The 22,124-nt window shown below is 74.1% G+C and carries 23 protein-coding genes and 1 pseudogene; 13 read left to right on the top strand and 11 right to left on the bottom strand.

Translation table 11 applies throughout. The annotated features are described in order from the left end of the window. The first annotated feature begins 84 nt into the window (after nucleotides 1-84). The 3 genes from trpS to QQY24_RS12020 all read left to right on the top strand — a co-directional run bounded on the left by trpS (nucleotide 85) and on the right by QQY24_RS12020 (nucleotide 2,941). Complete coding sequence (gene trpS / locus QQY24_RS12030; protein ID WP_301972681.1) at nucleotides 85-1,098, top strand: tryptophan--tRNA ligase; 1,014 nt, start codon at nucleotides 85-87, stop codon at nucleotides 1,096-1,098. A gap of 116 nt (nucleotides 1,099-1,214) precedes the next feature. Then, nucleotides 1,215-1,793: a 2'-5' RNA ligase family protein gene (locus tag QQY24_RS12025; RefSeq protein WP_301976222.1), complete on the top strand. Its 579-nt coding sequence runs from the start codon at nucleotides 1,215-1,217 to the stop codon at nucleotides 1,791-1,793. Nucleotides 1,794-1,981: 188 nt separating this feature from the next. Further along, entirely contained in the window at nucleotides 1,982-2,941 is a 960-nt protein-coding gene (locus QQY24_RS12020) for a YihY/virulence factor BrkB family protein (RefSeq protein WP_301972679.1), read from the top strand. Here QQY24_RS12020 and QQY24_RS12015 read toward each other — a convergent pair. Next, nucleotides 2,889-4,121 carry a D-alanyl-D-alanine carboxypeptidase family protein gene (locus tag QQY24_RS12015; protein WP_367657991.1) on the bottom strand — a complete coding sequence of 411 codons (1,233 nt, stop codon included), beginning with the start codon at nucleotides 4,119-4,121 and terminating at the stop codon, nucleotides 2,889-2,891. The two genes, QQY24_RS12020 and QQY24_RS12015, sit on opposite strands and share 53 nt — an antisense overlap. 91 nt (nucleotides 4,122-4,212) lie before the next feature. Here QQY24_RS12015 and QQY24_RS12010 point away from each other — a divergent pair, with 91 nt between their 5' ends. The 3 genes and pseudogenes from QQY24_RS12010 to QQY24_RS12000 all read left to right on the top strand — a co-directional run. Continuing rightward, nucleotides 4,213-4,452: an SCO4848 family membrane protein gene (locus QQY24_RS12010; protein WP_301972676.1), complete on the top strand. Its 240-nt coding sequence runs from the start codon at nucleotides 4,213-4,215 to the stop codon at nucleotides 4,450-4,452. A 16-nt stretch (nucleotides 4,453-4,468) separates the two neighbouring features. Then, nucleotides 4,469-5,761: a metallophosphoesterase gene (locus tag QQY24_RS12005; RefSeq protein ID WP_301972675.1), complete on the top strand. Its 1,293-nt coding sequence runs from the start codon at nucleotides 4,469-4,471 to the stop codon at nucleotides 5,759-5,761. Between the two features lie 167 nt (nucleotides 5,762-5,928). Further along, nucleotides 5,929-6,108: pseudogene (locus QQY24_RS12000) on the top strand (peptide-binding protein); the annotation flags it as partial. Here the strand turns inward: QQY24_RS12000 and QQY24_RS11995 are convergent. From QQY24_RS11995 to QQY24_RS11955, 9 genes are all read right to left on the bottom strand, one after another. Continuing rightward, nucleotides 6,093-6,839 carry a TetR/AcrR family transcriptional regulator gene (locus tag QQY24_RS11995; protein WP_301972674.1) on the bottom strand — a complete coding sequence of 249 codons (747 nt, stop codon included), beginning with the start codon at nucleotides 6,837-6,839 and terminating at the stop codon, nucleotides 6,093-6,095. The pseudogene QQY24_RS12000 and the gene QQY24_RS11995 overlap by 16 nt on opposite strands. 9 nt (nucleotides 6,840-6,848) lie before the next feature. Then, nucleotides 6,849-7,352: a thiol-disulfide oxidoreductase DCC family protein gene (locus tag QQY24_RS11990; protein ID WP_301976221.1), complete on the bottom strand. Its 504-nt coding sequence runs from the start codon at nucleotides 7,350-7,352 to the stop codon at nucleotides 6,849-6,851. A gap of 5 nt (nucleotides 7,353-7,357) precedes the next feature. After that, nucleotides 7,358-7,765: a hypothetical protein gene (locus tag QQY24_RS11985; protein ID WP_301976220.1), complete on the bottom strand. Its 408-nt coding sequence runs from the start codon at nucleotides 7,763-7,765 to the stop codon at nucleotides 7,358-7,360. A gap of 95 nt (nucleotides 7,766-7,860) precedes the next feature. Continuing rightward, complete coding sequence (locus QQY24_RS11980) at nucleotides 7,861-8,271, bottom strand: VOC family protein (RefSeq protein WP_301972672.1); 411 nt, start codon at nucleotides 8,269-8,271, stop codon at nucleotides 7,861-7,863. A gap of 101 nt (nucleotides 8,272-8,372) precedes the next feature. Further along, nucleotides 8,373-9,152, bottom strand: a complete 780-nt coding sequence (locus QQY24_RS11975) for a succinate dehydrogenase iron-sulfur subunit (protein ID WP_301972671.1) — start codon at nucleotides 9,150-9,152, stop codon at nucleotides 8,373-8,375. Next, entirely contained in the window at nucleotides 9,152-10,906 is a 1,755-nt protein-coding gene (sdhA, locus tag QQY24_RS11970) for a succinate dehydrogenase flavoprotein subunit (protein ID WP_301972670.1), read from the bottom strand. The genes QQY24_RS11975 and sdhA overlap by 1 nt, the downstream gene beginning before the upstream one ends. Nucleotides 10,907-10,925: 19 nt before the next feature. Then, nucleotides 10,926-11,408 carry a succinate dehydrogenase hydrophobic membrane anchor subunit gene (locus tag QQY24_RS11965; RefSeq protein WP_301972669.1) on the bottom strand — a complete coding sequence of 161 codons (483 nt, stop codon included), beginning with the start codon at nucleotides 11,406-11,408 and terminating at the stop codon, nucleotides 10,926-10,928. Between the two features lie 5 nt (nucleotides 11,409-11,413). Beyond that, nucleotides 11,414-11,794, bottom strand: a complete 381-nt coding sequence (gene sdhC / locus QQY24_RS11960; protein WP_301972668.1) for a succinate dehydrogenase, cytochrome b556 subunit — start codon at nucleotides 11,792-11,794, stop codon at nucleotides 11,414-11,416. 202 nt (nucleotides 11,795-11,996) lie between these two features. After that, a complete protein-coding gene (locus QQY24_RS11955; protein ID WP_301972666.1) occupies nucleotides 11,997-12,572 on the bottom strand; it encodes a 2-oxo-4-hydroxy-4-carboxy-5-ureidoimidazoline decarboxylase in 576 nt (191 codons plus the stop codon). A 152-nt stretch (nucleotides 12,573-12,724) separates the two neighbouring features. On the opposite strand from QQY24_RS11955, the gene QQY24_RS11950 reads away from it, so the two are divergent. The 6 genes from QQY24_RS11950 (at nucleotide 12,725) to QQY24_RS11925 (ending at nucleotide 19,400) form a co-directional block, all read left to right on the top strand. Then, nucleotides 12,725-14,377: a glycoside hydrolase family 20 protein gene (locus tag QQY24_RS11950; protein WP_301972665.1), complete on the top strand. Its 1,653-nt coding sequence runs from the start codon at nucleotides 12,725-12,727 to the stop codon at nucleotides 14,375-14,377. A 163-nt stretch (nucleotides 14,378-14,540) separates the two neighbouring features. Continuing rightward, nucleotides 14,541-15,083 (top strand): hypothetical protein, encoded by a 543-nt coding sequence (locus tag QQY24_RS11945; protein WP_301972663.1) that lies wholly within the window; start codon nucleotides 14,541-14,543, stop codon nucleotides 15,081-15,083. Between the two features lie 159 nt (nucleotides 15,084-15,242). Beyond that, a complete protein-coding gene (locus QQY24_RS11940) occupies nucleotides 15,243-15,626 on the top strand; it encodes a hypothetical protein (RefSeq protein WP_301972662.1) in 384 nt (127 codons plus the stop codon). A 170-nt stretch (nucleotides 15,627-15,796) separates the two neighbouring features. Continuing rightward, a complete protein-coding gene (locus QQY24_RS11935; RefSeq protein WP_301972661.1) occupies nucleotides 15,797-16,429 on the top strand; it encodes an RNA polymerase sigma factor in 633 nt (210 codons plus the stop codon). A gap of 1,175 nt (nucleotides 16,430-17,604) precedes the next feature. Then, nucleotides 17,605-18,267, top strand: a complete 663-nt coding sequence (locus tag QQY24_RS11930) for an RNA polymerase sigma factor (protein WP_301972660.1) — start codon at nucleotides 17,605-17,607, stop codon at nucleotides 18,265-18,267. Then, nucleotides 18,267-19,400 (top strand): hypothetical protein, encoded by a 1,134-nt coding sequence (locus QQY24_RS11925; RefSeq protein WP_301972659.1) that lies wholly within the window; start codon nucleotides 18,267-18,269, stop codon nucleotides 19,398-19,400. The genes QQY24_RS11930 and QQY24_RS11925 overlap by 1 nt, the downstream gene beginning before the upstream one ends. Nucleotides 19,401-19,643: 243 nt before the next feature. Here the strand turns inward: QQY24_RS11925 and QQY24_RS11920 are convergent, their stop codons facing one another. Beyond that, nucleotides 19,644-20,465 (bottom strand): L,D-transpeptidase family protein, encoded by an 822-nt coding sequence (locus QQY24_RS11920; protein ID WP_301972658.1) that lies wholly within the window; start codon nucleotides 20,463-20,465, stop codon nucleotides 19,644-19,646. A 78-nt stretch (nucleotides 20,466-20,543) separates the two neighbouring features. Here QQY24_RS11920 and QQY24_RS11915 point away from each other — a divergent pair, with 78 nt between their 5' ends. After that, the gene (locus QQY24_RS11915; RefSeq protein WP_301972657.1) at nucleotides 20,544-22,124 is read left to right on the top strand and encodes a methylmalonyl-CoA mutase; all 1,581 of its coding nucleotides are present in this window, start codon (nucleotides 20,544-20,546) and stop codon (nucleotides 22,122-22,124) included.

The raw sequence follows: 22,124 nt of genomic DNA, 5'->3' as shown, positions 1-22,124 counted from the left end.
GCCGGGGACCGCGCGGCCGGCCGCCCCGGCCCGCGGTTCCCGGCGGCACCGGACCCACCCCGCGCCCTCTGCGACAATGGGGGCATGGCCTTCGAACGTCCCCGCGTGCTCTCCGGTATCCAGCCGACCTCCGGCTCGTTCCACCTCGGCAACTACCTCGGTGCCGTCCGCCAGTGGGTCGACCTGCAGGACGCGCACGACGCCTTCTACATGGTCGTCGACCTGCACGCGATCACGGTCCGGCAGGACCCGGCGCAACTGCGCGAGAACACCCGCGTCGCCGTGGCGCAGTTGCTCGCCGCGGGCCTGGACCCCGAGCGCTGCACCCTGTTCGTGCAGAGCCACGTCCCCGAGCACGCCCAGCTGGCCTGGCTGATGAACTGCATCACCGGCTTCGGCGAAGCCTCCCGGATGACCCAGTTCAAGGACAAGTCCGCCAGGCACGGCAACGACCGCGCCACCGTCGGCCTGTTCACGTACCCGATGCTGATGGTCGCGGACATCCTGCTGTACCAGGCCGACCAGGTCCCCGTCGGCGAGGACCAGCGCCAGCACCTGGAGCTGACCCGCGACCTCGCGGACCGGTTCAACCAGACCTACGGCGACACCTTCACCGTCCCGAGCGCGTACATCCCCGAGGAGACGGCGAAGATCTACGACCTGCAGGACCCGACCGCCAAGATGAGCAAGTCGGCGGCCACCCCCAAGGGCCTGATCAACCTGCTGGACGAGCCGAAGGCCAGCGCGAAGAAGGTCAGGAGCGCCGTCACCGACACCGACACGGTGGTCCGCTTCGACCGCGAGCACAAGCCGGGCGTCAGCAACCTGCTCACCATCTACTCCACCCTCACCGGCACCGGGATCGCGGAACTGGAGCAGCGGTACGAGGGCAAGGGCTACGGTGCGCTCAAGACGGACCTCGCCGAGGTCGTGGCCGGCTTCGTGACCCCGTTCCGGGACCGCACCCAGCAGTACCTGGACGACTCCGAGACGCTGGACTCGATCCTGGCCAAGGGCGCGGAGAAGGCGCGTGCCGTCGCCGCCGAGACGCTCGCGCGGGCGTACGAGCGGATCGGCCTCCTCCCGGCGAAGCACTGAGCCGCAGAGCACACCGCCGCAGCCGTACAACACGGCGGCGGTGGTCGTACAGTCGATAGCCGAGAGTTGCCCCGGCGGGCATCCGTGCCGGGGAGGGTTCGATGACGGGAGACGACGTGGGGACCGTAACGATCGGCGTGTCGATCGCGGTCCCGGAGCCTCACGGCAGCCTGCTCCAGGGCCGGCGCGCGGGCTTCGGCGACGCCGCGGCGCACGGCATCCCCACGCACGTCACCCTGCTGCCGCCGACCGAGGTGCAGGGGGCGGACCTGCCGGCGGTGGACGCGCACCTCGCCGAGGTCGCCGCGGCCGGCCGCCCGTTCCCGATGCGGCTGTCCGGGACCGGCACCTTCCGGCCGCTGTCCCCAGTGGTGTACGTGCGGGTCGTCGAGGGCGCCGAGGACTGCACCTGGCTGCAGCAGCACATCCGCGACGCCTCCGGACCCGTGGCGCGCGAACTGCAGTTCCCGTACCACCCGCACGTCACCGTCGCGCACGGCATCGACGACGCGGCGATGGACCGCGCCTTCGAGGAACTGGCCGGGTTCGCGGCCGAGTGGGCGTGCACCGGCTTCGCGCTGTACGAGCAGGGCGCCGACGGCGCCTGGCGCAAGCTGCGCGACTACACGTTCGGCGGACCCGTGGTGCCGCCCCAGGCCGGGCTCGTCGAGCGCGGCACGATCGCCAGCCGCTAGCCGCCGCCCTCCTCCCCGCGCGTGCCGCCGGGGACGAGCGGGGACCGGGGCGTGCGGGGGCGCCCCGCGTGTCCCGGACGGGCCCGCGGCCGTCGCTCCCGCCGGGGAGGGACGGCAACGGGCCGCGAAAGGGCGTCAGGTTCCGCGCGACGGGTGATGAGCGGGATGCCGCAGGGCACAGGCGGAACATGGACTGGCTGAAGAGGATCCCCGGGATCGGGCCGATCGTCGCCCGGCTGACGCTCACGCACGCCTGGCGGTCGTACGGGCGTCTGGACCGGGTCAAGTGGACGCGGCTGGCCGCCGCGATGACGTTCGTCAGCTTCGTGGCCCTGTTCCCGCTGCTGACCGTGGCCGCCGCGGTCACCGCCGCCGCCCTCGGCGACTCCCGCCAGAAGGCCGTCGAGAACCGGATCGCCGACCAGTTCCCCGGCCTGTCCGACCAGCTGGACCTCGGCTCCCTGGTGCAGAACGCCGGCACCGTCGGCGTCATCGCCGGCGCCGCGCTGCTGTTCACCGGCATCGGCTGGGTCGGCCAGGTGCGGGACTGCCTGCGCGCGGTGTGGGAACTGCCCGACCAGGAGGAGAACCCGCTCGTCACCAAGGCCAAGGACGCGGGTGTCCTGCTGGGCCTCGGCGGCGCCCTGCTGGTGACGCTGGCCGCCTCCACGCTCGCCTCGGCCGCCGTCGGCCGGGTGGCCGGCCTGCTCGGCCTGGAGCAGCGCGGCTGGGGCAGCGCGCTGCTGACGGCCGCCGCGTTCGCGGTCGCCGTGCTCGGCGACTTCCTGGTCCTGCTCTACGTGCTGACCCTGCTGCCCGGAGTCGAGCCGCCGCGCCGCCGCCTGGTGGTGGCCGCGCTGACCGGCGCGGTCGGCTTCGAGCTGCTGAAGCTGCTCCTCAGCGGCTATGTCCAGGGGGTCGCGGCGAAGAGCATGTACGGCGCCTTCGGCGTCCCCGTCGCACTGCTGCTGTGGATCAACTTCACCTGCAAACTGGTCCTGTTCTGCGCCGCCTGGACGGCGACGCGGAGCAAGGAGGCCGAGGCCGGCACCGGGGCGGTGGCCTCGGCCGCGGCGCCGCACGGCACCGGGGAGGTCAGGGCCGTGGCCGGCGGCGCACCAGATCGGGCAGCGGCCAGCGGCGGTTGACCAGGAACGCCCCGCCCCCGAGCAGCACCAGCAGCCCGGCGGCCACCGCCAGGGCGGTCCCGGCGCCGGAGCCCGGCCCGGCGGGGGCGCCCGCCACCGGCTCCGAGCCGGTGCCCCCGGTCACCGGCACCTGCCGGGCGGAGGCGGTGGGTCCCGGCCGGGCGGTGGCCGGGGCGGCGGTCCCCGGCGGCACCAGCCGGCCCACCGGCTGCACCTTGCCGTCCGCCTGGAAACCCCAGTCGAACAGCTTCGCGGCCTCCTTGTAGACCTCGTTGTGCCCGCGCCCGTCCGGGTGCATCACCGTGACCAGCAGCACCTTGCCGCCGCGTTCGGCGACCCCGGTGAAGGTGGCGCCCGCCCGCGTCGTGTTGCCGTTCTTCACGCCCGCGATGCCCCGGTAGACCGGCACGTCGGTGTCACCGCTCAGCAGCCGGTTGGTGTTGCGGATCTCGCTGGGGCCGAACCTGGCCCGCACGGTCGAGCAGTAGTCGCGGAAGTCCTTCTTCTGCAGCCCCGAGCGCGCGAACAGCGTCAGGTCGTACGCCGAGGACACCTGCCCCGGCATGTCGTAGCCGTCCGGGCTGACCACGTGCGTGTCCAGGGCCTGGAGGTCGGCGGCGTGCTCCTGCATGTCGCGCACGGTCCGCGCGACCCCGTGGTTCATCGCGGACAGCACGTGCACGGCGTCGTTGCCCGAGCGCAGGAACACGCCGAGCCACAGGTCCCGGACGGTGTAGGCGCGGCCCGTCCGTATCCCGACCAGGCTGGAGCCCGCGCCCACGCCCGCCAGGTCGGACGCCGCCACCGTGTGCTCCGTCGTCGCCGGGAACTTCGGCAGCACGGTGTCCGCGAACAGCATCTTCAGGGTGCTCGCCGGGGGCAGCCGCCAGTGCGCGTTGTGCGCGGCGAGCACCTGGCCGGACTCGGCGTCGGAGACGATCCAGGAGCGGGCGGTGAGGTCCTTCGGCAGCACGGGCACGCCCGGCGCGAGGTCGACCTGCGTCCCTGGCCGCCCCAGCCGGGCACCGCCCACCTGGGACATCAGCGCCGGGGGAGCGGTGGTGGGGCCGGCCGGCGGGGCCGGGGCGGCGAGGGCGGCGGGCCCGGTGGCGGACAGGGACAGCAGGGCGGCGGAGGCGACCAGCAGGCAGCGCCGGACGGTCCTTTCGGCAGCGGACACGGTCGAGAACGCACCGGTCGCGGACCGCGGAGTCCCACCGCCCTCCCCACCCCGGGCGGGGAACCGGCCGGCCGGCGGAGATACTGGTCGTATGAAGCTCAGCCGCCCGGTCTCCTGGTTCCTGCTCGCGTTCGGGGTGTGGAGCTGGGTCATCTGGGTCACTTTCGTCAAGAACCTCGTCAAGGACAGCAGCGGACTCGCCTTCGACGACGGTCACCCGACCGCGTACTTCTGGGTGCACCTGCTGCTGGCGGTCGTCTCCTTCGTATTGGGGACGGTCATCGGGGCCATCGGGTTGCGCGGGCTGCGCGCCCTGCGCCGGACGCCGTAGCGGGGGACGGGACGGAGTGGTCATCGTCCTCGCGCTCGCGGCCCTGGCCGTCGTGGCAGGCCTGCACTGGTACGTGTGGCGGCGGCTGGTCCGCGACACCACCGCCGGCCCCGGGCCCGCCCGCCGGACCGGCACGGCGGTGTTCGTGGCGGGTCCGGTCCTGGCCGTCGGAGCCCTGGCCGCCGAACGTTCCGGCGCCCCCTTCTGGCTCCAGCGGACCCTGGCCTGGCCCGGCTTCCTGTGGCTCGCCCTGTCCCTCTACCTGCTGCTGACGGTGGTGGCGGCGGAGGCCGTGCGACCGCTGCTGCGGCGCGTGGCGGTTCGGCGGACCCGGACCCGGCGACCGGACCCGGTGGCCCTGCCGGCCCAGCCCGCCCAGTCCGCCGTGCCGGCCCGGCCCGCCGTGCCGGCCGCCCCGGTGCCGGCGCCGCCGGAGCCCGGCCCGCGGCAGCGGCCCGTGCCCCTGCCGGAGCGCTCGGCGGAGCCCTCCCGCCGGCTCTTCGTCTCCCGGGTCGTCGGCGGGGCCGCCGCGGCCGTCGCCGTCGGCACCGTCGCCACCGGCACCCACGGCGTCCTGCGCGGGCCCCGGGTGCGACGGGTCGTCGTGCCCCTGGCCGCACTGCCGCGCGCCGCCCACGGGTTCCGGATCGCGGTCGTCAGCGACGTCCACCTCGGGCCGGTGCTCGGCCGGGACTTCGCGCAGAGGGTCGTCGACACGGTCAACGCGACCGGGTCCGACCTGATCGCGGTCGTCGGCGACCTGGTGGACGGCAGCGTCAAGGACCTCGGCCCGGCCGCGGCCCCGCTCGCCGGGCTGACCGCCCGGCACGGCGCGTACTTCGTCACCGGCAACCACGAGTACTTCTCCGGCGCCGAGCAGTGGGTGGCCCAGGTGCGCGCGCTGGGGCTGCACCCCCTGGAGAACGCCCGCACCGAACTGCCCCACTTCGACCTGGCCGGGGTCAACGACCTCCAGGGCGAGGGCGAGGGCCGGGGGCCGGACTTCGCCAGGGCGCTCGGCGACCGGGACCCGGCCCGCGCCTGCGTCCTGCTCGCCCACCAGCCCGTGCAGATCCACGAGGCCGTCCGGTACGGCGTCGACCTCCAGCTCTCCGGCCACACCCACGGCGGCCAGCTCTGGCCCGGCAGCCTCCTCGCGGCCGCCGCCAACCCCACCGTCGCCGGCCTGGAACGCTACGGCGACACACAGCTGTACGTCAGCCGGGGCGCCGGGGCCTGGGGCCCGCCCACGCGCGTGGGGGCGCCGTCGGACGTGACGGTGATCGAACTGGCCGCCGCGCGCGCGTGAGCGGAATCCCGCCCGTCCGCTGTGGAGGAACCGTGGAACCGGGCGGAAACAACGCTTCGGTACGTTCTCGCTCATTCGGTTCACACACTCCTCCCCAGGCGAAACGCGTGTGATCGGGTGAGCCGGCCACCAGGGGAGTGGCGCAGTCCGTGCCGGGCCAGGGGCACGCCACCTTCCCGCAGAAGGTCGCCACCGGCGCCGGTTCGATCGTCGACCGGGACAGGTACCCGGCCGGTGCCCTGCGCACCGGCAGCCGGGTCGACGGCACCGGCCCGTACAGGCTCACCTCGTACACCAAGGGCCGCAGCGCCGTCCTCGCGCCCCACGGGAGCTACCGGGGCCACCTCGGCGCCGCGCGCCCCGGGTCCGGCAGCACCCTCGTCATCCCCGGCAGGAAGTCCGTGAACAGTTCGTGGACCTCCAGCACCAGGGGGCGCAGCACCCGGAACCGGGCCAGGGCGACCCCGCGCGCGGTCAGCCGGGCCCCGCGCCGCGCCAGCCGGTAGCTGCGCTCACGCCCCTGCGTGCGGTCGAAGATCCAGTACAGGACGAGCCCCATCTGCGAGAGCCACATCAGCTCCGGCAGCACCTCGCGCAGTTCCGGCGCCACCTTCGCCCCGGAGCCGGCCAGCACCTCGCGGTGGATGCTGATGGCCTGTTCCCGGGCGCGCTCGCTCTCCGGGGAGAAGGGGCTGAGCGGGCTGTCGGGGTCGGCGGCGTTCTTGAAGAACTGGACCGCGAACTCGTGGTACGGCGTGGCGAGGTCCAGCCACGTGGTCAGCACGCCCGCGAGCCGCGCCTCGAAGTCGGTCTCCCGGTCCAGGACCTCCCGGACGGCCACCTGGTGCTCGGTGGCGATCCGGTCGTAGAAGCCCTGGATCAGGTGTTCCTTGCCCGCGAAGTAGTAGTAGGCGTTGCCGACGGAGACCCCGGCCTCGTTGGCGATGGCCCGCATCGTCGTCTTGTCGTAGCCGCGCTCCTGGAACAACCGCATCGCGGTCTCCAGGATGAGCGCGCGGGTCTGCTCGGACTTGGTCTGGGGGCCGGCCCCCTCGGGGCCGTCGTTCTTCGCGGGCACACCAGGAGCCTAACCAGTGGGGCGGGTGCCGCCGGAACAGGACCGCGGCCCGTGGGTCCAGCCCCGGTCGGGGTGGTACGACCACCCGTCCGCCCTCCGGTACGACCGCCCGCCCCACTGGGCGCCCCGCCACTTCGCGGCGGCCAGCACCGCCCCCCGGGCCAGCCCGGTGCCGGCCGGGGTGCTCAGCCGGTGGGCGAGCGGGCGGTGTTCGCGCAGGGCCCACAGGACGACGATCCAGGCGCGGGCGCCCCGGTAGACCTGCCCGGCGTCCCCGACCACGGTGACCTCCTCGAGGGTGGCGGCGTGGTCGAGGCCGGGGAAGCGCGCGCGGGCCGGGGCCGACCCGGCGGGGACCAGCTCCAGCGGCACGAGCTGCGGCTGCCGCACCAGCCAGTCGCGCAGGTGGGTGCACAGCCCGCACTCGGCGTCGTACAGGACGGTGAGCCCGCGGACCGGGACGCCGGCGGCGTCCCGGCCGAGGGCGGCGGTCCCGGTCCGCGCCGCGCTCACCGCGCTCACGCCCCGGTCACCGGCGGAACCCAGCCGGTCGGGCCCACGGGCGGCTGCTGCTCGTGCTCCATGGCCCCGCGCCGGCGGATCCTGTTCAGCACGTACACGTTGCCCAGGTGCATCACGCCGAGCACCAGCAGCACCACGCCGAGCTTGGCCGACAGGGCCTCGAAGACGCCGCGGGTGTCCTCGATGTCCCCGCTGTCGCTCAGGTACAGCGCCACGAAGCCCAGGTTGACCAGGTAGAAGCCGACCACCAGCAGGTGGTTGACGGCGTCGGCGAGCTTCTCGTTGCCGTGCAGCACGTCGGCGAGGAAGACCCGTCCGTTGCTGCTGAGCGTGCGGGCCACCCAGATGGTCAGCGCGATGCTGACGACCAGGTAGATGACGTAGGCGATGACGGTGCGGTCCATGCCCCACCCCTTCTTGAACGCGTTCAAAACGCTGACGGACATGACTGTAGCCCTCTTTTTGAACGTGTTCAACCGAGAGGTGGGAGACCTGGGCCTCACCCCCTGCGGCCCAGCTCCGGCCGTTTGCTGTAGTCCGTGAACCCCACGACGTTCCCCCACGGATCGGCGATCTCCACCGTCCATCCGGTGGCCCCGGGGAACGCCTCGTCCAGCGGCGCGATCCCGGCGGCGGCCAGCTCCCGCGCCGCGGCCCGCGCGTCCGGCACCTCCAGCCACAGCCGGGGCGGGGGCCAGGGCGGCGTCCGGTGGTGCAGCTCGTCCTCGACCCGCAGCAGGATGCCGGGCGTCTCCGCACCGACCTTCAGCAGCGCGAGCCCGCCCTCGTCGAAGCGGAACCCGACACGGAACCCGGCCCGCTCGTAGAACCCGACGGCCTCCCCGAGGTCGCCGACGGGGAGCAGTACGTGGTCGAACCCGAGCAGCTCGTACGACTCTTTGTCTGACATGTCGTCAGATTAGAACCGACGGGCCGGGAAACCGGTGAAAACGCCCGAGGGCCCCGCTTCCGGAGGATCGGAAGCGGGGCCCTCGGGCAGGACCGGGACGGTCAGTAGCGGCGCGTGATCAGGGCGCGCTTGACCTCCTGGATGGCCTTCGTGACCTCGATGCCGCGCGGGCAGGCGTCCGTGCAGTTGAAGGTCGTGCGGCAGCGCCAGACGCCGTCGCGGTCGTTGAGGATCTCCAGGCGCTGCTCGCCCGCCTCGTCACGGCTGTCGAAGATGAAGCGGTGGGCGTTCACGATCGCGGCCGGGCCGAAATACTGGCCGTCGTTCCAGAACACCGGGCAGGACGACGTGCACGCGGCGCACAGGATGCACTTGGTGGTGTCGTCGAAGCGCTCGCGGTCCTCGGGGGACTGCAGACGCTCGCGCGTGGGCTCGTTCGTGTCCCTGGTGATCAGGAACGGCATCACGTCCCGGTACGCCTGGAAGAACGGCTCCATGTCCACGACCAGGTCCTTCAGGACCGTGAGGCCCTTTATGGGCTCGACCGTGATCGGCTTCTCGGGGTTGATGTCCTTGATCAGCGTCTTGCACGCCAGGCGGTTCTTGCCGTTGATCCGCATCGCGTCCGAGCCGCAGATGCCGTGCGCGCAGGAACGGCGGAAGGTGAGGGTGCCGTCGACGTCCCACTTGATCTTGTGGAGGGCGTCGAGGACCCGCTCCTTGGGGTCGATCTCCAGCTGGAAGTCTTCCCAGGTCGCCTCCGCCGAGACCTCCGGGTTGAACCGGCGGATCCGGAAGGTGGCGGTGATGTAGGGGGAGTCGGCGAAACCGGGCTCGGGCTGGCCGGCCGCGCCTTCCTTGTCCAGAACGGGGGTAGCCATCAGTACTTACGCTCCATGGGCTGGTAGCGGGTCTGGACGACCGGCTTGTAGTCGAGACGGACGGTTTCGGAGCCGTCGGCGCCGACCTCGCGGTACGCCATGGTGTGACGCATGAAGTTGACGTCGTCGCGGTTCGGGTAGTCCTCGCGGTAGTGACCGCCGCGGGACTCCTTGCGGGCCAGGGCGGACACCGCCATGACCTCGGCCAGGTCGAGCAGGTTGCCCAGCTCGATCGCCTCCAGGAGGTCCGTGTTGAACCGCTTGCCCTTGTCCTGGACCGCCACGTTCCGGTAGCGCTCGCGCAGCTCGGCGATCTTCTCGACCGCCGTCTTGATCGTCTGCTCGGTGCGGAAGACCATGACGTTCGCGTCCATGGTCTCCTGCAGCTCGCGCCGCAGCGTGGCCACGCGCTCGCCGCCGGTGGAGTTGCGCAGCCGCTCGATCTGCTCGACGACGAAGGCCTCCGGGGCCTCCGGCAGCTCGACGTAGTCCGCCTTCTCCGCGTACTCGGCGGCGGCGATGCCGGCCCGGCGGCCGAAGACGTTGATGTCCAGCAGCGAGTTGGTGCCCAGGCGGTTGGCGCCGTGCACCGAGACGCAGGCCACCTCGCCCGCCGCGTACAGGCCCGGGACGACCGTGGTGTTGTCCGCCAGGACCTCGCCCATGACGTTGGTCGGGATGCCGCCCATCGCGTAGTGCGCGGTGGGCTGGATCGGAATCGGGTCCGTGTACGGCTCGATGCCCAGGTAGGTGCGCGCGAACTCGGTGATGTCCGGGAGCTTGGCGTCCAGCTGCTCCGGCGGGAGGTGCGTGAGGTCGAGGTAGACGTGGTCGCCCTCGGGACCGCAGCCGCGGCCCTCGCGGATCTCCGTGTAGATGGAGCGGGACACGACGTCGCGGGACGCCAGGTCCTTCATGACCGGCGCGTACTTCTCCATGAAGCGCTCGCCGTCCTTGTTGCGCAGGATGCCGCCCTCGCCGCGGGCGCCCTCCGTCAGCAGGATGCCCATGCGCCAGATGCCGGTCGGGTGGAACTGGAAGAACTCCATGTCCTCCAGCGGCAGGCCCCGGCGGTAGACGGCGGCCTGGCCGTCACCGGTGAGGGTGTGCGCGTTGGAGGTCACCTTGAAGAACTTGCCGCAGCCGCCGGAGGCGTAGATCACGGCCTTCGCCTGGAAGATGTGGATCTCGCCGGTCGCCAGCTCGTACGCCACCACGCCGGCCGACCGCTTCACGCCGTCGACCTCGGTCATCAGCTGGTCCAGGACGTAGAACTCGTTGAAGAACTCCACGCCCTCCTTGACGCAGTTCTGGTACAGCGTCTGCAGGATCATGTGGCCGGTGCGGTCGGCCGCGTAGCAGGAACGGCGGACCGGGGCCTCGCCGTGGTTGCGGGAGTGACCGCCGAAGCGGCGCTGGTCGATGGTGCCGTCCGGGGTGCGGTTGAACGGCAGGCCCATCTTCTCCAGGTCGAGGACGGCGTCGATGGCCTCCTTCGCCAGGATCTCGGCGGCGTCCTGGTCGACCAGGTAGTCACCGCCCTTGACCGTGTCGAAGGTGTGCCACTCCCAGTTGTCCTCCTCCACGTTGGCCAGCGCGGCGGCCATGCCGCCCTGCGCGGCGCCCGTGTGGGAGCGGGTGGGGTAGAGCTTGGTCAGGACCGCGGTGCGGCTGCGCTTCGTCGCCTCGATGGCGGCGCGCATGCCCGCGCCGCCGGCGCCGACGATGACGGTGTCGTACTTGTGGATCTTCATGATTCTCGCAGCCCCGTGCCTAGCGGATGTTCGGGTCGAAGGTGAAGATCACCAGCGTGCCCAGCAGGATGGTGAACACCGTGGCGGTGTACAGCAGGCCCTTCAGCCACAACCGGCTGTTCGGCCGCTCCGCGTAGTCGTTGATGACCGTGCGCAGGCCGTTGGCGCCGTGCAGCATCGCCAGCCACAGCATCAACAGGTCCCAGACCTGCCAGAACGGGGACGCCCAGCGGCCCGCCACGAACGCGAAGCCGATCTTGGAGACGCCGCCGTCCAGCACGAGCTGCATCAGCAGGTGGCCGATCACCAGGACGACCAGCACGATGCCGGACAGGCGCATGAACAGCCAGGCCGCCAGCTCGAAGTTGCCCCGGGTCGACTTCGGGGACTTCCTAGTCCGCTTGCGCGGCGCCTCGATGAGCGGGGCCGGGTTGTCGACGGTGTAGACGGGGGCGCCCTCGACGGGGCCGACTCCGGACGCGGGGGTTTCAGTCGTGGACATGGGCCTCAGCTCCCGAACAGAACACGAGCGGCGTGGCCGAGGACGGGGTAGATCGCCCCGGCCATCAGGACGACCCAGACGACCATGACGGTCCAGAACATCTGCTTCTGGTAGCGCGTGCCCTTCGACCAGAAGTCGACGGCGATGACGCGCAGGCCGTTGAGCGCGTGGAAGAGGATGGCGGCGACGAGGCCGTACTCCAGCAGCGCGACGATCGGGGTCTTGTAGGTGGCTACGACCTTGTCGTAGTCCTCGGGGGAGACACGGACGAGTGCGGTGTCCAGCACGTGAACGAACAGGAAGAAGAAGATGAGGACGCCGGTGACTCGGTGAGCCACCCAGGACCACATTCCTTCCCGGCCGCGGTACAGCGTTCCAGCCGGCACGGAAGAACCCTCCGGGAGCGGGGACTAGGGCCGCGCCGGCTTCGGTGTCGGTCGGGCCCGGCCGGGTACGGTCCACCGGCCCTCTGCATCGTATCCGCGTGCCGTCGGGACGCTCACGGGGGGCCTACCTTGTGTGATCTATCTGGCACGCGGTCGGTCCAGTGGCGGGGCCGCGCGCCGGCGGCCGCCGCGGGACGGGCGGTCACGTGCCGGGTGTGTGCGCCTTCGGGCTGGTCGCGCCTCGCGGCGGTGCCGCCGGGGCGGACGGCCCCGGACCCCCGAGGAACCGGCGCAGGCGCTCGCCCGCGAGGCGCCGCAGTTCCTCCGCCGCCGCCACCCGCTCCTCCTCCGGATCGTTCGCCAATCGTGACCGGATGCCCTCCAGGACCCGGTCGACGACCTCGTCCGGCGGTGCGCCCCCCAGGGAAATGGTGAACGCGTGTCCGAATCGGGCCTCGTAGGCCGCGTGGGCCGCGCTCAGGGCCGTGCGGGCCGCCGCGTACGTGTCCGCGGGCAGCTCGGGGAGGGGCTCGCCCGACAGGGCCTCCGCCAGGTCGCCGGGGGACAGGTCGTAGGCCGCCTCGTCCGCCGCCGCCAGCAGGGCGGCCAGGTCGGGATAGGGGCGGTGGTCGGCGATCCGCCGGGCCCAGCGTCGGCTGCGCAGGCAGTGCACGAGCAGGGTGCGGGCCTCGTCGGCGGGCGCGCCGTTGAAGGCGTCGAGCGGCTGGGGGAGGTACGGGAGACGGTGCGCAGGCAGCAGCGTGGGTCCTCGCGTCACGGATGGTGTCCGGGGATGGTGTGAAAGGTGTGTCTTCACGTTATCGGGTGTGGCCGGAGTGTGTCCGGCGGACGCCCGGATTTCACCCGGACGGAAGGGGTCGGCGACCCCTCGATGACGGATCGCCGGCCGATCGGTCGTACGTTGGCCGGGTGAGTCAGCACAGGCGCCGGGCCTCGGCGCGACAGGTGAGGCGGAAGCGGACGGCGGTGGCCGCCGTCTTCGCGGGGACCGTGGCGCTCGGCGCGGGTGTCGGCGTGTGGGCCTCGGCGGACGGGGGCGGGACCGAGCGGCGGAACGCGCCGCGGGCGGTGTCGGACGAGGGGGCCGTCGGCGCGCCCAGCGGGGCCGCCCGGGCCGGGACGCCCACGCCCGGCCGGTCCTACCCGCTGTCCCCAGCGCCGCGCACCATACCCGCGGTGCGCTCGCACACCCCGGCGCGCGGCCCCGGCTGGCGGCCGAGGAAGGGCGAGCGGGTGGTCGTCGCCGACGGGAGGCTGGCCGACGAGGGGCGGCTGGTGGCCGGCGAGCTGGGGCTCACGTACGCGGGGGAGGGGGACGGTGCGCGGGCCGGCGACGTCCGGCTGGCGCTGGCCGGGAGCGGGAACGCGGAGTCGTACACCCTGACCGTCCGCGGCGGACGGGTCGAGATCACCGGGCCGGCCGACGCGGGCGTCTTCTACGGCACCCGCACCCTCAAGCAGGAGGTGCACGACGGCGGCACGGCCCCCGAGGGCGTCGTGCGCGACCGGCCGGCCAAACCGGTGCGCGGCTTCATGCTGGACATAGCGCGCAAACCGTTCGGCGAGGACTGGATCGAGGACCGGATACGCGAGCTCGGGGACCTGAAGTTCAACGAACTGGGGCTGCACTTCTCCGACGACCAGGCCTTCCGGATCGAGTCCGGCACCCACCCCGAGATCGTCTCCAAGGACCACCTGACCAAGGCGCAGGTCAGGAGGATCGTCGCACTGGCGGCGAGCCGGCACATCACCGTCGTGCCCGAGATCGACTCGCCCGGGCACCTGGGCGCCGTCCTCGCCGCCCACCCCGAGCTGCAGCTGCGCAACGCGAGCGGGGTCGCGACCAGGGGCGCGATCGACATCTCCAAGGACGGCTCCGCGAAGATCGTCGACGACCTGCTCGACGAGTACGCCGGGCTGTTCCCCGGCGGCCGGTGGCACCTCGGCGGCGACGAGTACCAGGCGCTGGCCGCGTCCGACCCGCAGGCCGCCTACCCGCAGCTGGCCGCCGCCGCCCGGCGGGCCCACGGCTCCGGCGGCACCGTCGCCGACCTCGCCACCGACTGGCTCGACGACCGCGCCGACACCGTCCGCGCCCACGACCGCACCCTGCGGGCCTGGAACGACGGCTTCTTCCGGAGCGCCTCCGCGCAGCCCGCCGGGGACCTCCAGGTCGCCTACTGGACCGGCAAGGAGATCGGCGCCCGGCAGCCGGTGGAGTACCTGAGCGCCGGCCGCAGGGTGCTCAACTACAACGACGAGTTCCTCTACTACGTCCTCGGCCAGCCGCAGACCTTCGTCTACCCGACCGGGCAGCGCATCTACCAGCAGTGGACCCCGCGCGTGCTGCGCGGCACCACCGCCGTTCCGGCGCGGTACGACGGGCAGATCCTCGGCGGATCCTTCGCGGTGTGGTGCGACTACGCCAACGCGCAGACCGAGGCCCAGGTCGCCGCCGGGATCCGGATGCCGCTGCGGGCCACCGCGCAGAAGCTGTGGGACCCGCGCACCCCGGCCCTGTCCTGGGCGGACTTCGGCAAGCTGGCGGACCGCCTGGGCTGATCCCCGCGGCGGCCGCCGCCCCGGCGGTCCGGGCCGCCGCGCCGGTTTCGTGACCTCCACGGATCTTGGCTGAAACCTGCTGCTGTGACAGTCTCGGCTCCTCGCCCGCAGTAAGGGCGAGTTCGGGCTCCGTATCGGCGGTGCCCTGGCCGGGGAGGCTTCCATGAGCCTGGTGGAACTGATCGCGCAGGCCGACGAACGCGGACTGGCCGCCAGTGGTCTGGCTTGTTCGGATCGGTGCCTGCCGTTGCTGGGCGGCGACGACGAGGTGTTGCGCCCGCTGTGGACGAGCCTCGCCGAGGGCTCCGACTGGGCCGGGCACCTGGAGGAGGCCCGTGCCGCGCTCGGTCCGGCGGACCCGGCCGGGACCGAAGCCGCGCGGCTCGCCCGCCGCATGCTGGACACCGCCCCGGCCGTGCGCAGCGCCGAGGCGGTACGGGCCTGGGCCGGCACCTGCTCCGTCGCCTCCCTGCGCATCCACCGCCTCCTCGACCCCGCGGCGGACGGCGCCGGGTCCCTGTCCCCGCTGGTCTCCGCGGAGACCCTGTCCCCGCTGGTCGCCGCCGAGCTGCGGCGCCAGGTCGCCGTCCTGGAACTCCTCGCCGAACACGGCGCGAACGGCCTGCGCCGCGCCCTGGACCTCTCGGTCGAGGGCCGCCGCGTCCTGCGCGCGGTGGTCTCCCGCAGGACGCGCGGACAGTCCTGACGGACCCGGCCTCCCCCGTCCCAAACCCCTGCCGTGGGCGGGTCCTGTGGGCGTCCTGCGGGGGAGGTGGGGCGGTCCTGCGCCGGTCGGGGGAACACCGCGGATCCGGGTGACGGAAGCGGGGCCGGGGCCGCTTCTCCCTATGTGACAGCCCATTACGTGACCGCACAGCAGGAGACCAGGCCGCAGGCCGCGGCGAAGCCCGTGCGGTGGGCGGCGGACGCGGTGGCGACCATGCGCGAGGGTGCGCGGGTGCGGCTCGACTACTCGGCGCAGAGCCTGTGGCGGGTGGACCGCATGATCGAGGACATCCGCCGCGAGGACCCGCCGTACGCGGCGGTCGAGGCCGTACTGCGCGGTTTCGGCGCCTACGCCGGGGAGGTCATCGTCCGCCAGACCGGCGCCGAGTGGTGGACGACCGGCGGCGACCACTGGGTCCGCACGCCCGACGGCCGCCTGTGGGACCCCTTCGACGAGGCCCGCCGCTGCTTCGGCGGCCAGGGCTCGCTGCGGCTGCTGTGCCGGGACGCGACGAGCGGATGAACGGCCGGCCGGGCCGCCCCCGGACCGCGCGGCCGGCCGTGCCGCCGCCCGCGCCGCCGTCCCGGCGCGGGACCGGGCCCGGCCGGCAGTGACATTTCCGTGCGGGCCGACGCTGATGACCATGAGCCGTGCGCACGGCTGAACGTGGGACACGGCGAACGAGGACAGCGTTGGGCCAGGGAGGGGTACCCCGCCGCGTGCAGGCGTACGACGGGGAGCTGGGCGCGGCGGTCGCGCGGGCCCAGGGGGGCGACGAGACCGCCTTCGCGGTGGCCTACCGGCTGGTGCAGCCGGGCCTGCTCGGCTACCTCCGCGGCCTCGTCGGTGACGAGGCGGAGGACGTGGCCTCCGACGCCTGGCTGGAGATCGCCCGCGACCTGGGCAGGTTCCGGGGCGACGGCGCCGGGTTCCGCGGCTGGACCGCGACCATCGCCCGGCACCGCGCGCTGGACCACCTGCGCCGAAGGCGGGTGCGGCCCCGGGCGACGGCGCTCGACCAGGACGTACTGGACCTGCCCGGACCGCACAGCACGCACGACCAGGCACTGGAGTCCCTGTCCACCGAGCGCGCCCTGGACCTGGTGCGGGCCCTGCCGCGCGACCAGGCCGAGGCCGTGCTGCTGCGGGTGGTCGTCGGCCTCGACGGTCCCGCCGTCGCACGCGTCCTCGGCAAGCGCCCCGGCGCGGTCCGCACGGCCGCGCACCGCGGGCTGAGGCGGCTCGCCCGCCAGCTGGGCGTCCCGGACGCGCCGGCCGGGGGCGTGACGGACGACGGTCCCCGGACGCTGGGGGAGTCGACATGAACGGTGGCGGAGCGGACGCGGACATGGGTGAACGGCACGACGACGGCGAACTCCCCGGCCGTCACCGAGGCCGCCCGGCCCCCGCCGCCACCGGCCCGGCCGGTGCGACGGCCCCCGCGGCCGGAGCGGGGACGGGACGGGCTGCGGTACGGGCGCAGGAAGGGGCGGTGAGCCGGGTTCCCGGACCCGGGGGCTCCCGCGGGCCGGACGGCTTCGAGGCGTTCCTCGGCACCGTGATCCGTGCGGGCCGGGGACCCGGCGCCCAGGGGGGTGAGGCCGAGCGGCGCGCCCTGGCCGCGTTCCGCACCGCGCGGGACGCCGGGACGGACCGGGCGCGGACCCGGCGGCGGGACGACTGGCGGCCCCGCGAGCCGCGCCCGGCGAGGCCGTCGCCGAAGGCCGCGCTCGCCGTGCTCCTCGCGAGCCTCACGCTGGGCGGAGTCGCCGCGGCGGCGATCGGCTCGGCCGGCCCGGGATCCGGCCCCGGCGACGCGGGCCGGCGGACGCGCCCGCCGGCCAGCGCCCCGGCGCGGCCGGCCCCGGCACCGCACTCCACCGCCTCCGGGACCCCTTCCGCACGGCCCGGCCGTTCCGCCGCCGCCTCGGACACCGCGGTCCGCTGCCGCGCCCACGAACGGGCCGAAGAGCGCGGCAGCGCCCTGGACGCGCCGGTCCGGCGGCTGCTCGTCACGGCCGCGGGCGGCGAGGCGAACGTCGCCGCGTACTGCGCCGCGCGGCTCCCCCGGCCGCCCCCGCGGACGGTGGGAGCGGCGCCGGTGACGCCCCGGGCAAGGGCGACAGCGAGGGCAAGGGCGACAGCGGGAGCGGGGCCGGGGGCACGGCGGACGCCGACGGGGGCGTCGGCAGGTCCGGTGACGTCGGGGGCGCCGTTCCCGGGAAGGCCGCCGGGAAGCCCGCCGGCGGGCGGTGAGCACGCGGTGGCGCACCCTGTCGGAGCAACGGCCGGGGCCGCCACCCCCCACAGGAGAGGCCCCGGCCGTCGCGCGACACGGGCCGCGCGGCGGCCCGTACTCACTTCAGCGCCATGAGTGCGTTTTCTGTCACACCCGGGCGAGTCACGAGTTAGTTGCATCTCCCGCGGACGTGGACGAGGGAAGCTTTCAGGCCGTAACGTGCCTTTCGCGCCGATCGGAGACGGGCGTAAAGGGAGTGCGGTGCTGGGGGACGACGCGGGACTGACCGCCGCGGTGCGTGCGGCACAGGACGGGGACGAGACCGCGTTCCGTACGGTGTACCGCTCGGTGCATCCGAGGCTGCTGGGCTACGTGCGCACGCTGGTCGGCGATCCGGACGCCGAGGACGTCGCGTCCGAGGCCTGGCTCCAGATCGCGCGCGACCTGGACCGCTTCAGCGGCGATGCCGACCGCTTCCGCGGCTGGGCCGCCCGGATCGCCCGCAACCGCGCCCTGGACCACATCCGCATGCGCGGCCGGCGCCCCGCGATCGGCGGCGACGAGACCGAGCTGACCGGCCGGGCCGCCGAGTCCGACACCGCCGGCGAGGCCATCGAGGCGCTGACCACCGACAGCACCCTCTCGCTCATCGCCCGGCTCCCGCAGGACCAGGCCGAGGCGGTCGTCCTGCGCGTGGTGGTGGGCCTCGACGCCAAGACCGCCGCCGAGACGCTCGGCAAGCGCGCGGGCGCCGTGCGCACCGCGGCGCACCGCGGCCTGAAGCGGCTCGCGGAACTGCTCGGCGAGGATCCGGAATCGGCGGGCGTGCTCGAAGCGCTCCCGCTCCCGCGGCAACCGCATGGCCGCGCGGTGACGTCAACCACTGTGACGCGTACGCGGGCGCGGACGCAGAAGGACATGTGATGGCCGACGAGCAGGACAAGTGGCTGGACCGTGGGACGGCGGAACGCCTGCTGCGCGGCGAGCCGCTGGAAGCCGTCGACGACTCCGTCCGTGACCAGGCGGAACGGCTCGTCGAGGCACTGGGCGCACTGTCCGCCCAGGTGGCCCCCGCGCCCGGTGAACTCCCCGGCGAACAGGCCGCGCTGGCCGCGTTCCGCAAGGCCCGGGAGGCGGCCGGGGCCGGCGGTACCGCCGCCGGACCGGTCTCCGGCGGGGCCGGGCGGTGCTCCGGGCCGGCCGCGCCCGGCACGGACGCGGGACCGGTCCGCACCGGCGCCCCCTCCCGTACCGGAATCCGGTCCGGCCGCCCGCGCTGGGCCCGCCCGGCACGGCTCGCACTCGCCGCGGTGGTGACCGCGGGCACGCTCGGCGGGGTCGCCGCGGCCGCCGGCAGCGGCGTGCTGCCGCTTCCGTTCGGCCGGCAGGAGCCCGGCCCGGCCGCCTCCGCGTCCGCCACGCCGGCCTCCGGGGAACCGTTCGCGCCCTCCCCGGGGGGCCTCGCCGCGGGCACGTCCGGCGGGAGTACGGGCACGCCCCCCGGTGGCGGCTCCTCCGCCGAGGCCGTCGGGCCGGACGGGAGTGCGGACCGGGACGCCGCGTCCGGCTCCGGCGGCCCCTCCGGCACCCGGCGGCAGGGCGCCGCCGCGGCCTGCCGCGACCTGCGGGACGGCAAGGAGCTGACCGCCGGCCGCAGGCGGACCCTGGACGGTCTGGCGGGCGGCTCCGCGCGCGTGGACCGCTACTGCAGGACCGTCCTGGCGGCCGGCCGGTCCGCCTCCTCCGCCGCCCCCTCCGTTCCTTCCGCCCCCTCGGCCCCCTCGGCCTCCTCCGGCGGCACGGGCCGGAGCGGCGGGGGCGGCGGGACCGGCGACGGCACGGCCGAGGACAAGGCGAAGAAGAAAGCGAAGGGCAAGGCCGGGAGCGGGGACGGGTCCGGCAGCAAGGGTGACGACGGCGACCAGGGCGGCGCCGGGCGCGCGGAAGGCCGGCGCGGCACCGCCGCCACCCCCGCCCCGCCGGCCGCCCGCCGGCCGTCCTCCGCGCCGGCGCGGACACCGGCCCCGGCGCCGAGCCCGTCGCACGGCACCCCCTGATCCGTGCGGCTGACCCGCACGGTTGCTCCGCGCCGTGCGATCCCGCTGCTCCCACCTGGGCTTTTGCGGGTCCGTAGATTTTTCTACCGGTCAGGTGTGACGTTTCCGCGCCCACTGACGCAGTACCGAGTGAGCCGACTGGTCATCGGCCGTCGCACTGAGCCGGGGTTCCCCCCGTACCTACGGCTCGTGCACCCGGCGCGGGCGGGACACGTTCCCCCGGTCCCGCCCGCGCCCCACTCCTCACCAGGAGACGACGACCTTGTCGCCGATCCTCACCTGCGCGAAGAGCCGGGCGATCGCCGCCTCGTCCCGTACGTTCACGCATCCGTGCGAGCCGCCGGCGTAGCCGCGGGCGGCGAAGTCGTACGAGTAGTGCACCGCCTCGCCGCCGCTGAAGAACATCGCGTACGGCATCGGGGAGTCGTAGAGCGTCGACACGTGGTGTCGTGACTTCCAGTAGATGCGGAACACACCCTCGCGGGTCGGGGTGTACTGGGTGCCGAAGCGGACGGACATCGTCGACACCGTCCGCCCGTCGACCATCCAGCGCAGCGTCCGGCTGGTCTTGCTGATGCACAGCGCCCGTCCGGTCAGGCAGCGCGGATCGGGCGCGGCGGCCGGCTGGCCGCCCATCAGGTACAGCTCCCACTTCCCCGGCCGGCGCGTCATCCCCAGCAGCCGCCGCCAGGTGACGGTGTCCAGCTCGCCGGTCGGCGGCAGCCCGCGCTTGGCCTGGAACCCCCTGACGGCCCGCTCGGTCAGGTCGTCGTAGCTCCCCGTCGGCCCGTCGAACAGCCAGGCCACCTGGCGGAGCCGCGCCTGCAGTTCGCGGACGCCCGCGCCGCTGTCCCCGCGCGACCACAGCACGGGGGGCGCGGGCGCGGGGGCGGCCGGGACCCCGGCCGTACGGGCCGGCCCGGGGCCGCGGCCCGACGGCGGTCCGGCGCGCACCGGGGAGCGGCCCGTGCCGTCCGCGCCCGGGGGCCGCACGGTGCAGCCGCAGAGCGCGGCGAGGACGGCGGCGCAGGCGAGCAGGGCGGCAGGTCTCCCCGGGATCCTCATGCCGGGGATGCTTCCCCGCGTGACCGCCGCCGAACTACGGGGCATGGTGGGGGGAGCGAACGTCCTGCGGAGGCGGCCATGGCGCGTGAGTCGGAGTCGGGGCGGCCGATCGAGCCGGTCTACGGACCGGAGGACCTGACCGGCTGGGACCCGGCGGGGAAGCTGGGCGAACCGGGCGCCTACCCGTACACCCGCGGGATCCACCCGACGATGTACACCGGCCGCCCCTGGACCGTGCGCCAGTACGCAGGGTTCGGCACGGCGGCCGAGTCCAACGCCCGCTACCGGCAGCTGATCGCCCACGGCACCACCGGTCTGTCCGTCGCCTTCGACCTGCCCACCCAGATGGGCCACGACTCCGACGCGCCCCTCGCGCGCGGCGAGGTCGGCAGGGTGGGCGTGGCGGTCGACTCGGTCGAGGACGTGCGGGCGCTGTTCGACGGCATCCCGCTGGACCGGGTCTCCACCTCGATGACGATCAACGCCCCGGCGGCCCTCCTGCTGCTGCTGTACCAGTTGGTGGCGGAGGAGCAGGGGGTGAGCGCCGACCGGCTCACCGGCACGGTCCAGAACGACGTCCTGAAGGAGTACATCGCGCGGGGGACCTACATCTTCCCGCCCCGGCCCTCGCTGCGCCTGACCGCCGACGTCCTCCGGTACTGCAGGGCCGAGATCCCGAAGTGGAACACGATCTCGATCTCCGGCTACCACATGGCGGAGGCGGGCGCGTCCCCGGCGCAGGAGGTCGCCTTCACGCTCGCCGACGGCATCGCCTACGTCCGCACGGCGGTGGCGGCGGGCATGGACGTGGACGACTTCGCACCCCGCCTGTCCTTCTTCTTCGCGGCCCGCACGACCCTGCTGGAGGAGGTCGCCAAGTTCCGCGCGGCCCGCCGGATCTGGGCACGGGTCATGAAGGAGGAGTTCGGCGCGCGCGACCCCAGGTCCCGCATGCTGCGCTTCCACACCCAGACGGCGGGCGTCCAGCTGACGGCCCAGCAGCCGGAGGTGAACCTGGTCCGCGTCACCGTCCAGGCCCTCGCCGCGGTCCTCGGCGGCACCCAGTCCCTGCACACCAACTCCTTCGACGAGGCGCTCGCCCTGCCGACGGACAGGAGCGTCCGGCTGGCGCTGCGCACGCAGCAGGTCCTCGCGCACGAGACGGACGTGCCGGCGACGGTGGACCCCTTCGCGGGCTCCTACGCGGTGGAGCGGTTGACCGACGACGTGGAGGAGGCCGCGCTGGACCTCATGCGCCGGGTCGAGGACCTGGGCGGTGCGGTCGCGGCGATCGAGCGGGGCCTGCAGAGGACCGAGATCGAGCGCAACGCCTACCGCATCGCCCGGGAGACGGACTCCGGCGAGCGGGTGGTGGTGGGTGTCAACCGCTTCCGGCTGGACGAGGAGGAGCCGTACCGGCCCCTGCGGGTGGACCCGGCCGTCGAGGCCCGTCAGACCGGACGGCTGGCGGCGCTGCGGGCCGGCCGTGACCGGGGGGCGGTGGGCTCGGCGCTGGACGCGCTCAGGAGGGCCGCGCAGGGCGGGGACAACGTCCTGTACCCCATGAAGGAGGCCCTGCGCGCCCGGGCGACGGTGGGCGAGGTCTGCGACGCGCTGCGGGAGGTGTGGGGCACCTTCGTGCCGGGCGACGCGCACTGA

Source organism: Streptomyces sp. TG1A-8, from assembly GCF_030499535.1.
Taxonomy (GTDB): domain Bacteria; phylum Actinomycetota; class Actinomycetes; order Streptomycetales; family Streptomycetaceae; genus Streptomyces.
The sequence above is the reverse complement of the archived record's forward strand: the minus strand, read 5'-3'. Positions and strand labels throughout refer to the sequence as shown.

Coding starts and splice junctions, on each gene's coding strand:
- trpS (WP_301972681.1), top strand. CDS start 85: ATGGCCTTCGAACGTCCCCGCGTGCTCTCCGGTATCCAGCCGACCTCC.
- QQY24_RS12020 (WP_301972679.1), top strand. CDS start 1,982: ATGGACTGGCTGAAGAGGATCCCCGGGATCGGGCCGATCGTCGCCCGG.
- QQY24_RS12010 (WP_301972676.1), top strand. CDS start 4,213: ATGAAGCTCAGCCGCCCGGTCTCCTGGTTCCTGCTCGCGTTCGGGGTG.
- QQY24_RS11985 (WP_301976220.1), bottom strand. CDS start 7,765: ATGGACCGCACCGTCATCGCCTACGTCATCTACCTGGTCGTCAGCATC.
- QQY24_RS11980 (WP_301972672.1), bottom strand. CDS start 8,271: ATGTCAGACAAAGAGTCGTACGAGCTGCTCGGGTTCGACCACGTACTG.
- QQY24_RS11975 (WP_301972671.1), bottom strand. CDS start 9,152: ATGGCTACCCCCGTTCTGGACAAGGAAGGCGCGGCCGGCCAGCCCGAG.
- sdhA (WP_301972670.1), bottom strand. CDS start 10,906: ATGAAGATCCACAAGTACGACACCGTCATCGTCGGCGCCGGCGGCGCG.
- QQY24_RS11965 (WP_301972669.1), bottom strand. CDS start 11,408: ATGTCCACGACTGAAACCCCCGCGTCCGGAGTCGGCCCCGTCGAGGGC.
- QQY24_RS11945 (WP_301972663.1), top strand. CDS start 14,541: ATGAGCCTGGTGGAACTGATCGCGCAGGCCGACGAACGCGGACTGGCC.
- QQY24_RS11925 (WP_301972659.1), top strand. CDS start 18,267: ATGGCCGACGAGCAGGACAAGTGGCTGGACCGTGGGACGGCGGAACGC.
- QQY24_RS11920 (WP_301972658.1), bottom strand. CDS start 20,465: ATGAGGATCCCGGGGAGACCTGCCGCCCTGCTCGCCTGCGCCGCCGTC.
- QQY24_RS11915 (WP_301972657.1), top strand. CDS start 20,544: ATGGCGCGTGAGTCGGAGTCGGGGCGGCCGATCGAGCCGGTCTACGGA.